The organism is Methylomonas koyamae (genome assembly GCF_006483455.1).
GTDB lineage: Bacteria > Pseudomonadota > Gammaproteobacteria > Methylococcales > Methylomonadaceae > Methylomonas > Methylomonas koyamae_B.
Genome location: NZ_PPPU01000006.1, coordinates 162,403 through 176,832, shown reverse-complemented (window position 1 = coordinate 176,832; position 14,430 = coordinate 162,403). Strand labels below are relative to the sequence as shown.

17 protein-coding genes are annotated in these 14,430 nt (G+C 58.0%); 14 read left to right on the top strand and 3 right to left on the bottom strand.

Annotation, left to right across the window (positions count from 1 at the left end; all coding sequences use genetic code 11):
• The first annotated feature begins 112 nt into the window (after positions 1–112).
• The 7 genes from C2U68_RS03385 to yeiP all read left to right on the top strand — a co-directional run bounded on the left by C2U68_RS03385 (position 113) and on the right by yeiP (position 6,544).
• On the top strand, positions 113–1,573 hold the full coding sequence (locus C2U68_RS03385) for a sensor histidine kinase (RefSeq protein ID WP_140911088.1): 1,461 nt from the start codon (positions 113–115) through the stop codon (positions 1,571–1,573).
• A 7-nt stretch (positions 1,574–1,580) separates the two neighbouring features.
• Entirely contained in the window at positions 1,581–2,156 is a 576-nt protein-coding gene (locus C2U68_RS03380; RefSeq protein ID WP_140911087.1) for a hypothetical protein, read from the top strand.
• A 5-nt stretch (positions 2,157–2,161) separates the two neighbouring features.
• On the top strand, positions 2,162–3,742 hold the full coding sequence (locus C2U68_RS03375; RefSeq protein WP_140911086.1) for an ATP-binding protein: 1,581 nt from the start codon (positions 2,162–2,164) through the stop codon (positions 3,740–3,742).
• Between the two features lie 12 nt (positions 3,743–3,754).
• Positions 3,755–4,483, top strand: a complete 729-nt coding sequence (locus C2U68_RS03370; RefSeq protein ID WP_278211193.1) for a response regulator transcription factor — start codon at positions 3,755–3,757, stop codon at positions 4,481–4,483.
• Between the two features lie 82 nt (positions 4,484–4,565).
• Positions 4,566–5,255, top strand: coding sequence for a leucyl/phenylalanyl-tRNA--protein transferase (aat, locus tag C2U68_RS03365; RefSeq protein ID WP_140911085.1), 690 nt, complete (start codon positions 4,566–4,568; stop codon positions 5,253–5,255).
• Positions 5,219–5,974: an arginyltransferase gene (locus C2U68_RS03360; protein WP_313901396.1), complete on the top strand. Its 756-nt coding sequence runs from the start codon at positions 5,219–5,221 to the stop codon at positions 5,972–5,974. The genes aat and C2U68_RS03360 overlap by 37 nt, the downstream gene beginning before the upstream one ends.
• Before the next feature lie 3 nt (positions 5,975–5,977).
• Positions 5,978–6,544: an elongation factor P-like protein YeiP gene (gene yeiP, locus C2U68_RS03355; protein ID WP_140911084.1), complete on the top strand. Its 567-nt coding sequence runs from the start codon at positions 5,978–5,980 to the stop codon at positions 6,542–6,544.
• 14 nt (positions 6,545–6,558) lie between these two features.
• Here yeiP and C2U68_RS03350 read toward each other — a convergent pair whose 3' ends face one another.
• Positions 6,559–6,768, bottom strand: coding sequence for a hypothetical protein (locus tag C2U68_RS03350; protein ID WP_140911083.1), 210 nt, complete (start codon positions 6,766–6,768; stop codon positions 6,559–6,561).
• 643 nt (positions 6,769–7,411) lie between these two features.
• On the opposite strand from C2U68_RS03350, the gene C2U68_RS03345 reads away from it, so the two are divergent.
• From C2U68_RS03345 to C2U68_RS03320, 6 genes are all read left to right on the top strand, one after another.
• Positions 7,412–8,956 (top strand): 2-isopropylmalate synthase, encoded by a 1,545-nt coding sequence (locus tag C2U68_RS03345; RefSeq protein WP_140911176.1) that lies wholly within the window; start codon positions 7,412–7,414, stop codon positions 8,954–8,956.
• A 9-nt stretch (positions 8,957–8,965) separates the two neighbouring features.
• The gene (locus C2U68_RS03340; RefSeq protein ID WP_140911082.1) at positions 8,966–9,949 is read left to right on the top strand and encodes a uracil-DNA glycosylase; all 984 of its coding nucleotides are present in this window, start codon (positions 8,966–8,968) and stop codon (positions 9,947–9,949) included.
• 5 nt (positions 9,950–9,954) lie between these two features.
• Positions 9,955–10,509, top strand: coding sequence for a ribosomal protein S18-alanine N-acetyltransferase (rimI, locus tag C2U68_RS03335; RefSeq protein ID WP_140911081.1), 555 nt, complete (start codon positions 9,955–9,957; stop codon positions 10,507–10,509).
• A 47-nt stretch (positions 10,510–10,556) separates the two neighbouring features.
• Positions 10,557–11,417 carry a sugar phosphate isomerase/epimerase family protein gene (locus C2U68_RS03330; RefSeq protein WP_140911080.1) on the top strand — a complete coding sequence of 287 codons (861 nt, stop codon included), beginning with the start codon at positions 10,557–10,559 and terminating at the stop codon, positions 11,415–11,417.
• 2 nt (positions 11,418–11,419) lie between these two features.
• The gene (locus C2U68_RS03325; RefSeq protein ID WP_140911079.1) at positions 11,420–12,064 is read left to right on the top strand and encodes a YqiA/YcfP family alpha/beta fold hydrolase; all 645 of its coding nucleotides are present in this window, start codon (positions 11,420–11,422) and stop codon (positions 12,062–12,064) included.
• A gap of 114 nt (positions 12,065–12,178) precedes the next feature.
• Positions 12,179–12,475 (top strand): GIY-YIG nuclease family protein, encoded by a 297-nt coding sequence (locus C2U68_RS03320; protein ID WP_140911078.1) that lies wholly within the window; start codon positions 12,179–12,181, stop codon positions 12,473–12,475.
• Between the two features lie 43 nt (positions 12,476–12,518).
• Here C2U68_RS03320 and C2U68_RS03315 read toward each other — a convergent pair whose 3' ends face one another.
• Both C2U68_RS03315 and C2U68_RS03310 read right to left on the bottom strand, forming a co-directional pair.
• Positions 12,519–13,139 carry a TIGR02281 family clan AA aspartic protease gene (locus C2U68_RS03315; RefSeq protein WP_260839194.1) on the bottom strand — a complete coding sequence of 207 codons (621 nt, stop codon included), beginning with the start codon at positions 13,137–13,139 and terminating at the stop codon, positions 12,519–12,521.
• A gap of 102 nt (positions 13,140–13,241) precedes the next feature.
• A complete protein-coding gene (locus tag C2U68_RS03310; protein WP_140911077.1) occupies positions 13,242–13,910 on the bottom strand; it encodes a Bax inhibitor-1/YccA family protein in 669 nt (222 codons plus the stop codon).
• 126 nt (positions 13,911–14,036) lie between these two features.
• Between C2U68_RS03310 and C2U68_RS03305 the strand changes: the two genes are divergently transcribed.
• Positions 14,037–14,429, top strand: a complete 393-nt coding sequence (locus C2U68_RS03305; protein ID WP_140911076.1) for a group II truncated hemoglobin — start codon at positions 14,037–14,039, stop codon at positions 14,427–14,429.
• Position 14,430: the final 1 nt, after the last annotated feature.

Below are 14,430 nucleotides of genomic sequence, written 5' to 3'. Positions count from 1 at the left end.
CCAAGGCCGACGCAATAGCGCTGGCAGCGCAAATACGATTTTTTGCAGGCCCCGTCACGAATTTCATCAGCCAAGCTATACTATTGCGGATTTACAGACGCTGTCGCCAAGGATGAAATTCAAAAACCTGCTGTCTCTGAAATCCCTGATTGTGCTGGGATTTGTCATTGCCGTGATCCCGCTGTTCCTGGCCGTGATGTACGCTGCATTCGGCATGCGCCAGACTTCGGCTTTGGGCCGAACCGTCAATTCGCAAGTATTCGAACAAACCAAAACCATCCGCTTGGTATTGCAACGAGCCTCCGATATCGAGCGCAAAGCCAAGTTGTTCGTGCTGCTATCCGACCCCGAATTGCGCCAACCTTACGAACGCCAGTCCTACGAAACCGTCCGCGCTTCGTTCAAACAGGCATTGAGCGATCTGTTGAAACTGCAGGTCGACAACCGCATCGCGTTGCTGGTCAACGAATTGTCGGAAAAGGAAAACCTGATTTACCAGCAAATCATCGGTTCAGAGGGCGACAACAACCTGAAACTGCCGCTGGACGAGGCCTTTCAAGGGCTGCGCGAATCGTCATACACGCTGTCGCGCGAGTTCGAAAGCCACGTCGATCATGAATTCAACGAGCTCCGGCAAATGTCGGAATCGCTGGAGCAAGGCTTGTTAATCAGAGGCGCCGCGCTGTTGGCCTTGTCGTCAGCCGCAATTGCGCTGCTGTTGCTGGTGATTTCGCGCTCGATGCGGCAGTTGGATTCCTCGATCCGACGTTTGGGTGCCGGGGAACTGAAGGAGCCGGTAGCCGTCAGCGGTCCGTCCGATTTGGCCTTTCTCGGCAACCGCCTGGAATGGTTGCGCACCCGGCTGATGGAGCTGGAATCGTCGAAGCAGCAATTCATACACAACGTCGCCCACGAAATCGAGGCGCCGCTGGCCGGCATCCGCTATGGCGCCGAACAAATGGCCGACGAGGCCGAACTGGATGGCAATCTGCGCCAACAGGACATCGTCCGCAAGCTGGGCGCCAACATCGACAAACTGCAAGCCGTTTCGGACGACTTGCTGCTTTACAGCAAATTGAGCGCGCAAAGCGAAGCCAAACGCAAACAAACTTTGAATATGAAGGAGTTGCTGGAAACGGTGGTCGCCGAGTTTCAACCGGCGCTGGCAACCAAATCGATCGAAATGCGCATGTTGTTGCGGCCGGTGCATATTTCCGGCAACGCCCCACAGCTGCGCGGCATCATTGAGCAACTGCTGGACAATGCGGTGAAATTTTCGCCGCCGAAAGGCGAAATCCGCATCATGCTGCGCGATACCGGCACTCAGATGGAGCTGGAAGTCGAAGACGAAGGCCCGGGAATTCCACTGGACGAACGGGCCCACGCCTTCGAACCGTTCTACCGCGGCAAGGCGGCGCAGGCCGAGGACATTCCGGAAGGTCCGGGCCTGGGGCTGGCCATCGTCAAGGAATACGTCGCCAACCACCAGGGCAATGTCGAAATCATCGACGCCCGACAAGACCAACACGGCGCCCGTATCCGGGTGCAATTGCCGCTAAACGGGGAGTTCTAAACCAACCATGACGTTTTTCAACCCGCGCCTGTTACTACCGGCGCCGCTGATTCTATTATTCGCCGGCTGCGCCGAAGTCGATTCCAACGTGCGGCAGGGGCCGCCGGTGGCCGCCGCCGCACCGACCGTCCATTCCGACTTCGAGGATTTGCTGGATTTCGGCGCCAACCTGGCGGCGATGAACAGCCAAGGCCGAAGCGAAACCTGCCGCGGCCTGGCGAAACGGCATAAGGAAAACCCGGACAAGACCATAACCCTGCAATTGATGACCGGCCGCCTGTTGTCGGACGCCTGCGGCGACATCCCGAAAATCCTGGACGAATTGGCCGACATCCCGCCGGAAAGCTACGCCGATGACCGCACCCGCCGACTGGTGGCGATCCATACCGAAGCCTTGAAGCGGATCAACAGCACCAACAAGAAAGTCGGATCATTGGAACGCAAGCAAAAATCGGTGCAGAACGTGCTGGATGCCAAGGAAACCGCCGGTTCGAAAAAAACCCAATCGCACCTGCTGCGGGAAAAACTGGAAGCCATCCGTTCCATGGAAAAACAGTTGGACGAAACCGGCGACGCCAAATAGCAGCCATGTTTCGGTTTCGGCTGGCCATCGTCATGTTCATTTCGTTCGGCTTCGTCCTCAGCCTGGGCGTGGCCCTGTATCTGGGCGCCGACGAAATGGCCCTGCACTTCCAGCACAGCCAGACTGCTTACGAAACCTTCGACGATTACGAACAGTTGTCGCAGGAAGCCTACCGCCATTTCAAACAGCGGATGGATAGGCTGATTACCGCGAATCCGAATTCGGAAACCGGCGTCGAATCGTCCAAGCGGCGGCTGCAAGCAGCGATCCAGGCGCTGAGGGACACCGCGGTCAAGGAACCGGTGATCGGCGGCGAGACTTGGGTCGACAAGCCGGCCGAGCTGGAACGCGTCGCCCATTTGACGGCGTTTTTGGAAGCCAGCGAATACCGCTTCGAAGAGGTGGAGCGCTTGCGCCTGCAAGGCAAACTGGCGAACGCCGTGCAGGCCTTGACCAAATTTACCGAAGAGGAAATCGACGGCAAATTTCAGCCCTTGATCGATGCCGCGATCGACGCCGAACGCGAAAAGGCCAAGCAAGCCAAGCGCGAATTGGAAAGCCTGGTCCGCCAGTCGCGACTGACCGCTATCCTGGCGTCCGTGACGGCCGCGCTGTTCAGCCTGATGTCCGGCATCCTGTTGATGCGCCGCTTCCGCCGGCCGATCCAGGCTCTGATGAAAGGTACCGACGAAATCGCCAGCGGCAATCTGGAATACCGGATCAAACTCGATACCCGCGACGAATTCGCTTATCTGGCCAGCCACTTTAATCAAATGGCGCAAGAGCTTGAAGTTCAACAAAACAAGTTGCGCGAAAGCCGGGCGGTACTGGAGCAGCGGGTAGCGGAACGGACCTTGGAATTGAATCTGCTGAACGAGGAATTGAAGCGGATGGATAAAGCCCGCCGCGAGTTTTTGGCCGACATCAGCCACGAATTGCGGACGCCGATCACGGTGATCCGCGGCGAGGCCGAAGTCACCTTACGCGGCGAAGATCGCCATACCGAAGAATACAAGGATGCATTACAACGCATCGTCGAGCTGGCGATGCAGCTTGGCAAATACGTCAACGATTTGCTGTTTCTGGCCCGTGCCGAAACCGCCCATCTCCAATTCGAGTGGGGCAAGGTCGATCTGGCCGAGCTGGTCGGCAATGCGGTCGAGGACTTTCAGGTCATGGCCGAGGAGCGTTCGCTCAGCGTATCGTTCTCGGGTCCGGAGCACCCGGTCTGGGTACGCGGCGATAAGCAGCGCTTAAGACAGGTGCTATTTATTTTGGGAGAAAATGCGTGCCGCTACTCAAATCCCGGGGGGCATATTTCGGTAGCCTTATGGGTGCAGGGTAAGGAAGCGAGTTTCAGCCTTACCGACCAGGGGATCGGTATTCCCAGCGGAGATTTGGAACGCATTTTCGAGCGACACTTCCGTAGCGATAACGCGCAAAGTTCGCGCGACGAAGGCTCCGGCCTGGGCCTGCCGATGGCAAAATCGATTACAAAAGCGCACGGCGGGCGCGTTGCGGTGGACAGCCGGGAGAACCTCGGCTCGACCTTTACCGTAACTTTGCCGTTGCTACCCAGTACATAGGAATAAGCACACATGAGCGATAAATACACATCATCCGGTAATTTGAGCGGCATGGGCTACATGCGCGTGCTGCTGGTGGAAGACGACGAACGCATCGTCGATTTCGTCCAGCGCGGCCTGAAGGCGGAAGGCTATTCCGTGGAAGTGGCTCGTACCGGCCAAGAGGCGATTGCCCTCGGCGGCGAAGGTTCGTTCCAGGTGATCGTGCTGGACCTGGGGCTGCCGGACATGAACGGTCGCCAGATTTGCGAACGCCTGCGTGGTAACGGCGTCGATACGCCGGTATTGATGCTGACTGCGCGCGACACCGTGCAGGATAAAGTTTCGGGTCTGCGCGCCGGCGCCGACGATTACATGACCAAGCCGTTTGCTTTCGAGGAATTGCTGGCGCGGATCGAAGTACTGTTGCGCCGCCGCGGTGGCGACATTAAATCGGAAGCCAAAGAACTGCGTATCGCCGATCTGGTATTGAATGGCGAAACCCACGAAGTACGCCGCGGCAATACCGCGATCGAGCTGACGCCGAAGGAATTCGCCCTATTGGAATGCTTCATGCGCATGCCCGGCAAGGTCTTGAGCCGTACCCGGATACTGGAGCAGGTTTGGGGCTACAGCGCCGACCCGCTGACCAATGTGGTCGATGTTTACATCCGCCAGTTGCGCCGCAAAATCGACGACGACTACGAACAAAAACTGCTGAAAACGGTACGCGGTTTCGGCTACAAACTGGAAGCGCCCTAAGTCCTGCCTCAAGCCGGCCGGGCGCAGACCGGCCGGGCCGAATTGTCTATAATCCGCGTACCTGACAGCCGCGGCTTATCGCATGCAACTCACCTTACTCGACTCCGACCAACCCGAACAGGCTTTTCCGCCTTTACATAAGGCACTGAAAGAACCCAACGGCCTGCTCGCCTTCGGCGGCTGCCTGTCGCCGAAACGGATCGTCAATGCCTACCGGCACGGCGCGTTTCCCTGGTTCAACCCCGGCGAGCCCATCCTGTGGTGGTCGCCGGACCCACGCCTGGTGCTGTTTCCGGAGCATTTGCAAGTCTCGCGCAGCCTGACCAAAACCCTGCGCAAAGGCCGGTTCGAGATCCGGTACGACACGGCGTTCAAAGAAGTAATTGCTGCCTGCGCCGCGCCGCGTAGCGACAGCGGCGGCACCTGGATCACCGACGACATGCGCCGGGCTTACCTGACCTTGCACCATCTCGGTATTGCCCACAGCTGCGAAGCCTGGCTGGACGGTAAGCTGGCCGGCGGGCTCTACGGTCTGGCCATCGGCCAAGTCTTCTTCGGCGAATCGATGTTCCACCGCGAAACCGACGCCTCGAAAGTGGCATTCGTCAATCTGGTCGAACGCCTGAGCGGCTGGGGTTACCGTTTGATCGATTGCCAAGTGCGTAGCGAACATCTGCTCAGCCTGGGTGCCGAGGAAATTCCGCGCCAACGTTTCGCCGAATTGCTGGAACAGCTTTGTCGGCAAGCCCCCGCAGCCGAGGCCTGGCGCTGATGGGCAACTTGCCGATTTGGCTGGACGACGAACGCGCGTGCGGCTACCTGTCCGACCGGCAGGCCCGCTCCGGCTTCGTGCATCCGTCGGTAACAATGACGCCGCAACTATACTCGCAACTGATCGCGCTCGGCTTCCGCCGCAGCGGCGACTACGTTTACAAACCTTACTGCCGGTCCTGTAAAGCTTGCGTGCCGACCCGGCTGCCGGTCGCCTCGTTCGCGCCCGACCGCCGGCAGAAACGTTGCCGCAAGCGTAACGCCGATACCCGTAGCGTCATCAAGCCGGCCGAGTTCGACCCCCGCCATTTCGACTTATACCGGCGTTACCTGGCGGCCCGCCACGACGATCCGCAGAAAGAGCCGGTGTCGGCGGACGATTATTTGAGCTTTCTCGGCAGCCGTTGGTGCGATACCCGCTTCGTCGAATTTCTGATTGGCGGACGTCTGGCTGCCGTTGCCGTGGTGGACATCGTCGACGACGGCTTATCGGCGGTCTATACCTTCTTCGATCCCGAGTTCGCCGACTACAGCCCAGGCGTCTATGCCGTGTTATGGCAAATCGAAACCGCCGCGCAATGGGGCTTACCTTACGTTTATCTGGGCTTTTGGATCGAAGACTGTCGTAAAATGCGCTACAAAATCGAATATCAGCCGCTGCAGGGCTTGATCCGCGACCGGTGGCAACCCCTTTCAAATCATACAATCAACGAGGAATAAGCAGTGCCGAAAGCCAACGAACTGAAACTGGGAACCGCGATCGAAATCAACGGCGAACCGTATGTGGTCAAACACATCGACGTGCGCAACCCGACCTCGCGCGGCGCGACGACGCTGTATAAAGTCCGCTTCAACCACATGAAAACCAAGCAGAAGCTGGACGAAACCTTTAAAAGCGACGACATGCTGAAAGCCGCCGATTGTTCGCGCTGCAACGTGCAGTTTTCCTACCAGGACGGCGACACCTACTACTTCATGAACAGCGAGACCTACGACCAATACGCGCTGTCGGCCGAGGATTTGGAAGGTCAAACCTTATACCTGACCGACGGTCTGGACGGCATCATCATGTTGCTGATGGACGACGCGCCGCTGGGCATCCAGTTACCGACCACGGTAACGCTGCAAATCGTCGAAACCCCACCGGCCATGAAAGGCTCCAGCGCCACCAAGCGGACCAAGACCGCCAAACTTACCACCGGCCTGGAAGTGCAGATTCCGGAGTACATCGAGTCCGGCGAACTGATCAAGATCAACAGCGAAACCGGCGAGTTCTCCTCGCGCGCCTAAGTGCTTGATGCTAATCAGGCCACCACGTTACGGACGCATTGCCGGGCGTAGGCATTGATGGGCACGTTACTGTCCAGATAGTGATTAAACAATTCATTGATCGTAACCGGATTCAAAAAGGCATAAATGCCGCAGCCGGTTATGGCAATGAATTGCCGGCTCAAGGTTTCGATGAACACAATCCGCAAATTGTTGATTTCGTTAGTTTGATGCATAGTTTCCATGACACTCTCCCGAGGCTGTTGATCGAATTCGATCAAGTAAATGCATTAGTTGCGCCAGCAGAAAAACCCCTATAAAAATCAGAATCATAAATTCTGGTCGGTATTATCGGCGGCCCATTCGGTGACGACCTGCCGTCATGGCGTACGGCATTTCGTACCGGCGCAGTTTTCGCTTCACTCCGGCGTCATCCGCCACCCTTGTTCGCACCGAAAATCCAGGTATCGATCCGGGTCGGTTTGGCAGGCCTGGCATGTGCCGGGAATTGAGGCTTGGATCAAGGGTAATGGTGGCAGTGATGTTTGTCGGTGGCGCGCACCACTGTCCGGCGGTGACTTTTTTCACAGTGACCGGGCCAAAACGGCGGGCGCCAGCGCCCGTGGTCCGGCGATATCCAAGACCGGGGATATTTAGATACCGCCGCAGTTGAGCGCCACCGGGCAATGCAGTATAGTGCCGCGGCATGAAGATTCGGCCGATGTTTACCGCACCCACAGCAAGCCGCGCGCCGGCTGCCACCCGCTTGCCGTCCGGGCTGCCTCTAAGACTGCTGCCCTGAGGGGCGTGCAATCTTTCTTTATCAAGTAAAATCACCCTTTTCCATATTCTCGGCTCGAGGCCGAACATTTCATGAACGGAGCCCTCATGAAAGACCAATTGATTATTTTCGATACCACCTTGCGCGACGGCGAACAAAGCCCCGGCGCGTCGATGACCCGCGACGAAAAAGTCCGCATCGCGCGGGCGCTGGAGCGAATGAAAGTCGACGTCATCGAGGCCGGTTTTCCGGCCGCCAGCCAGGGCGATTTCGAGGCGGTCCAAGCCGTCGCCGATGCGATTAAAGACAGCACGGTCTGCGGCTTGGCGCGGGCGCTGGACAAGGACATCGACCGCGCCGGCGAAGCCTTGAAAGGCGCGAAAAGTTCGCGGATTCACACCTTCATCGCCACTTCGCCGATCCACATGGCGAAGAAACTCAACATGCAGCCCGACCAAGTCATCGAATACGCGGTCCGCGCGGTCAAACGCGCCCGCCAGTACACCGACAACGTCGAGTTTTCGCCGGAAGACGCCGGCCGCTCGGAAGAGGATTTCCTGTGCCGGATCTTGGAAGCGGTGATCGACGCCGGCGCCACTACTCTGAACATCCCGGACACGGTCGGTTACAGCATGCCGCAACAGTTCGGCGCCACCATCGCCAATTTGATTCAGCGGATACCCAACTCGGACAAGGCCATCTTCTCGGTGCATTGCCATAACGACTTGGGTTTGGCCGTGGCCAACTCGCTGGCGGCGGTGATGAACGGCGCCCGCCAGGTCGAATGCACCATCAACGGTTTGGGCGAGCGCGCCGGCAACGCCTCGCTGGAAGAAGTGGTGATGGCGATCCGCACCCGCCAGGACTTCTTTAAATGCGACACCCGCCTGGATACCCGCGAGATCGTCACCTGCTCGAAACTGGTGTCGTCGATCACCGGCTTCCCGGTGCAGCCTAACAAAGCGATTGTCGGCGCCAACGCCTTCGCCCACGAGTCCGGCATTCATCAGGACGGCGTGCTGAAAAACCGCGAGACCTACGAAATCATGCGCGCCGAAGATGTGGGTTGGACCACCAATCGTATGGTGCTGGGCAAGCATTCCGGCCGCAACGCCTTCAAGACCCGGATGGCCGAATTGGGCGTGGAGTTCGCCGGCGAAGCCGATTTAAACGACGCTTTTTACCGTTTCAAACAACTGGCCGACAAGAAACACGAGATTTTCGACGAAGATCTGCAGGCCTTGATCTCCGAACAAAGCTTCGAGGCCGAAGACGAACACATCAAACTGGTGGCACTGAAAGTCTGCTCCGAAACCGGCGAAGTGCCGAACGCCACCGTGACCATCCTGGTGGACGGCAAGGAAATGACCGGCAGCGCCAGCGGCGGCGGCGCGGTCGATGCCAGCCTGAAAGCTATCGAAAGCCTGGTGAAAACCGGCGCGACGCTGGCTTTGTACTCGGTGAACAACATCACCACCGGCACCGATTCGCAGGGCGAAGTAACGATCCGGCTGGAGAACGCCGGCCGCATCGTCAACGGCTCCGGCGCCGACACCGACATCGTCATTGCCTCGGCCAAGGCTTACATCAACGCGGTCAACAAGCTGCAAAGTCCCGAGCAGCGCCAGCATCCGCAGAAAGGCGATGTCTAGCCGCTAACGATGGAAGAATCGGTCCGCTTGCAATATTTGGAGGCGATGGGCATCGATGTCTGGGTTCCCCGGCATCCGCCCGTCGTCGCCGAGCAAGCGGTTGCCCCCCCTGTAGAGTGGACATCGCCAAGCGAAGCCGACCGCGTCGGCTCCCCCGCCAACAAAGCTGCGCCAACAGCGGAACATCCGGCCAAAGACGAAACTACCGTCAATCACCAGAACGTAGGCTGGGTTGAGCATCGCGATACCCAGCATCCGGCCGCTGACGAATCCAGCCAACCGGGTTCGCCCGCAATCTCTAAAGCAACCACCGTATCTGCAACGGCCGGCGGCGAGACCATTGCCACTCCGCCGCCAACTCGTATAAGCCTGGAGTTGACGACCGGACCCGCTCTAGTTTCATCGCCACCGCACCACCCCAAACCCCATACCGACGACCACGCCTGGAAAGACCTGCAACACCAGGTCTCGATCTGCCGCGCTTGTTCGTTGTGCGAGACCCGCACCCAGACCGTGTTCGGCGTCGGCAACAAACACGCGGATTGGCTGCTGATCGGCGAAGCGCCCGGCCGCGACGAAGACCTGCAAGGCGAACCCTTCGTTGGTCGCGCCGGCCAGTTGTTGAACGAAATGATCCGCGCCATCGGTCTGCGCCGCGAGCAAGTCTATATCGCCAACATGCTGAAATGCCGGCCGCCCAACAACCGCGATCCGCAGGCCGATGAGGTCGCTGCCTGCCACGGCTTTTTGAAACGCCAGATCGAACTGATCCAGCCCAAGTTGATTCTGGCCGTGGGCCGCATCGCCGCACAAAACCTGCTGCATACCCAGCAACCGCTGTCGCGGCTGCGCGGCATGCGCCATGAACTGGAAGGCATTCCGCTGACGGTGGTGCACCACCCGGCTTATCTGTTACGCTCGCTGCCCGAAAAAGCCAAAGCCTGGGAAGACCTGCAATTCGCGCTCTCCGTTTACCAATCCCTAGAACAATAACAACGATGTGGAAACTGTTACATAAACTGAAATCAGCCGTGGTCTACGACGCCGACCGCGAGTTTTACGCCAAAGTGTTTCCGGACTCGGTGGAGGCGCGCGACCTGCTGCGCTTACGCAAAATGGACCACGCCGACCTGCCCGGCGTGATGGCGATCGAAACCGTCAACTACGAATTTCCCTGGTCGGAAGGCGTGTTCAAGGATTGCTTCCGGGCCATGAATTACACCAACTGGATTTGCGAAGCGCCCGACGAGACCATCGCCGGCTACGCCATCATTTCGGTCGCCGCCGGCGAAGCCCACATCATGAACATCAGCGTCAACCCGGCGTTTCAACGCCAGGGCGTCGGCCGCAAGATGCTGGAGCATTTGATCGAATACGCCCGCCCCCGCGCCGAAACCCTCTATCTGGAAGTCCGCCCCAGCAACCCCGGCGCGATTCATCTGTACCGCAGCAGCGGCTTCCGCGAAATCGGCATCCGCAAAAATTACTATCCGGCCAAGAACGGCAAAGAAGACGCCATCATGTTTGCGTTGGATCTGGTGCCGATGCTTTGAGTGCGCGAGCGTCGCTAACATAAAACGATAACCACAGGAGACCCGCTATGGCATTTCCCAAACGTTTGGAATACGGCGGCCACGCATTGGTCTGGTCCGGCGACTGGTCCGAAGCCGGCGCCCGCAAAGCCATCGCCGGCGCCGCCCGAGCCGGTTACGACTACATCGAAATCGCCCTGCTCGACCCGTGGCAAATCGACGTCGCCCTGACCAAAGATTTGTTGCAGGAATACAATCTGCGCGCCCACGCCTCGTTGGGTTTGTCGGCTACCACCGACGTCACCAGCACCGACCCGGCCATCGTCGCCAAAGGCGACGAACTGTTGCGCAAGGCCACCGACGTGCTGTACGCATTGGGCGGCAGCGAATTGTGTGGCGTGATCTATTGCGCGCTGGGCAAATATCCCGGCCCGGCATCCAGGGAAAACCGCGCCAATTCGGTGGCGGCGATGCAGCGTCTGGCCGACTATGCCGCCGACAAAGGCATCAATATCGATCTGGAAGTGGTAAACCGCTACGAAACCAACATCATGAACACCGGCCTGGAAGGCCTGGCGTTTCTGGACGAAGTCGACCGGCCGAACGCCTTCCTGCACCTGGACACCTACCATATGAACATCGAGGAAGACGGCATGGCCAAATCGGTATTGGCGGCCGGCGACCGGCTGGGTTATGTCCATATCGGCGAAAGCCACCGCGGCTACCTGGGTACCGGCAATGTCGATTTCGCCAGTTTCTTCAACGCCTTGAAACAAATCGATTACCGCGGCCCGATCACCTTCGAATCGTTTTCGTCGGAAATCGTCGATCCCAAACTGTCCAACACCCTCTGCGTCTGGCGCAACCTGTGGCACGACTCCGACGACCTGGCCGGCAAAGCCTTGGACTTCATCAAGCAGCGCTATTAGCCATGAAGCGGGCCATCGTCTACCTGCACGGTTTCAACTCGGCGTCGCTGGATTTGCACGGCAATCTCTTGACCGCCAAAGAAAAGCTGGCCGTGCTGCAAGCCTTCTGTAACGAACGCGACGTAATGCTGTACGCGCCGAACCTGGATTACCGCGACTTCCAAGGCCTGATCGAAGACCTGCTGTTCGAATGGAACCAACTGCTGGACCAAGGTTACGACGTGGTGTTCATGGGCTCGTCGATGGGCGGTTTCAGCAGCGAATACCTGGCTTATAAGACCGGCGCCAGAGCGATCATGATCAACCCCGCCGTCAGCCCCAGCACATTGCTGCCGCAGTTCATCGGCGTCACCGCCAATTTCGAAACCGGCGAACCTTACGACTGGCAGCGAAGCCACTGCGACCAGTACCCGAAATTCGAGCAAGAACTGGCGGCGAACCGGCAAAAACTGGATTTGACGCTACTGCTGGACCTAGACGACGAACTGCTGGACTCGGCCGCCACCCGCGACCTGTACCACACCAAGGCCCGCGTGGTTTGCTTCGAGGGCGGCTCGCACGGCTTCGAACACATGCGCGAGGCCTTGGCGCTGGTTGAGGGGGTATTGTTTGGCGAAGACGAAAATCCTGTGTCCCGATTGAATTGAACCGGCAACTCGTGCCTCCACCCACTAGGTAATTATAAAAACGGCCACTGTAGCCATACGACAGGTGCGAGGAATTTTGAAACATCAGTTGTCGCCTATATTGAGCTTTAGCGCATGAGAACGAAGGTCATCTACAAGATTACCTACCCAAACGGGAAGATATACATTGGGAAGGACCTAACCGGCACCTTCACGTACTTTGGTAGCGCCAATGGCGCTTTGGTTGAAAAGGATTTCACGCCCGAGCAACGCCGGATACTAACGGTTACAAAAGAGATTCTATGGGAATCAGCAACGGCAAAAGATAGCGAAGTGAATAAGAAAGAAGTCGAGTTCATTCTCTCGAATCGCTCAAATGATCCTGCCATCGGCTACAACCAGTGGCCGAAGTTCAAGGGGGCAACTACATGACGTGGCACTACGTGTTCCAACCGAAGGTTCTGACCACGCCTTACTACGCCCCCGCCACCAACACCAAAGAATCCCCGTTCTGCTCGATCCGGAAATATTTCAACGTATTCATACCAACCAGCACTTCGTCCAGATAGCGGTTAATATGGGCGTCCAGGTTGCGCAATTCCAGATTGCCGAGTTTCAGGCTGGGGATGCGGGTTTGGTAATCCGTTACCCGGCCGCCGGCGGTTTCGGCTTGCACTGCGCCGCCGACGGGCAAACCGGCGGCACGCGCGTATTTTTCAGGAATCGAGGTTTTGGTGGCGCCGGTATCGATCATGAACGGCATCGGCACGTTATTGATCAACAAGGTGCCGCGAAAATGGCCTTGGCTGTCGGCCTTGATGCGAACTGCGCCTGTACCGCCGACCTCGCCGTCCGCCGTAGCCGGCAGCACAATTTCCGGTAACGGGTGGCGGGCCGCGGCCTGCTTTGCCAACAACGCATCCGCGCCGTACCAAAGTCCGGCCAGAGCTGCCAGCGGCATCAGCAGGTAACGCAAAGTACCGGCCGAACTGCGCCGCCCGGATGCGATGGTCTGCAGGCGCGGTTCGCCATCGAGCGGCCGGCCCGCCCGTTTGCTCAGTTGCTCCCGGTAATAATCCCGATCTTCGAATCCCATCGTGTTTACCCTCCGCAGAAACAAAAAAGCCCCCGCCGGTTGGCGGAGGCTTTTGCCGATTATGCCAAGCTATGCCGCCTGGGCAGGTCCGGTGCTAGCGCATCAATCGTCGCCGCCGAATACGCCCAACAATTGCAGCAAGCTGACGAACAAATTGTAGATCGAGACGTACAACGATACCGTCGCCAAAATGTAGTTGGTTTCGCCGCCGTGGATGATTTCACTGGTTTGGAACAAAATCATGCCTGACATCAACAGGATGAACATCGCCGAAACCGCCAACGACAAGGCCGGTACCGAGAACAGGACCGCGGCCAAACCGGTGAAAAACGCGACCAGCACGCCAACCATCAGGAATCCGGCCATAAAGCTGAAATCCTTACGGGTGGTCAAGGCGTAGCCGGACAAGCCCAAAAAGATCACGCCGGTACCGCCCAACGCGGTCATGATCAATTGGTGGCCGTTGCTGAAAGCGTTGACGTACATGTTCAAAATCGGACCCAGGGTCATGCCCATAAAGCCGGTCAGGGCGAATACCCACACCAAGCCCCAGGCGCTGTTGCTGAACCGGGTGGTCAAAAACAGCAAACCGAAATAGCCCACCATGCTGACGATCATGCCCGGATGCGGCAGATTCAATGCCATGGACAAGCCGGCCGTCGCCGCGCTGAACAACAGCGTCATCGCCAACAACATGTAAGTGTTTCTCAAGACCTTGTTGGTCGCCAGTACACCGGCTTCCGATCGGGTGGTTGCAGTTGATAATCTCATGGTCAATTGTCCTTTGAAAGTTACGAACGAAACTGTGACCGCGCAAATGGGCCGGAGTTTCCCGCCATTGTCGGCGCCGTCTGCTAGTATACCTAAACAAAATGCAGCTACGAGGTTAATTCAAGCATGAGCACGACGCCTTACGACTTGATCGGCGGCGAAACCGGCATCAGACGGCTGGTGGACAAATTTTACTTTTATATGGATATCCTGCCGCAGGCCAAGGGCATCCGGGCAATGCACTCGCCCAATCTGGCTTCCGCGAAAGACAAGCTATTCAAATTCATGTCGGGCTGGCTGGGCGGCCCCAATCTGTTTATCGAGGAATTCGGCCATCCGATGCTGCGCGCCCGCCATTTTCCATTTGCGATCGGCGAATCAGAACGCGATCAATGGATGCTGTGCATGAACAAGGCCTTGGACGAAATCACGATGGATTCCCGGCTGCGCGAAAACATCCGCACCGCCTTGCAGCAACTGGCCACGCACATGATCAACCAAGAAACCACGGAAAACTGAA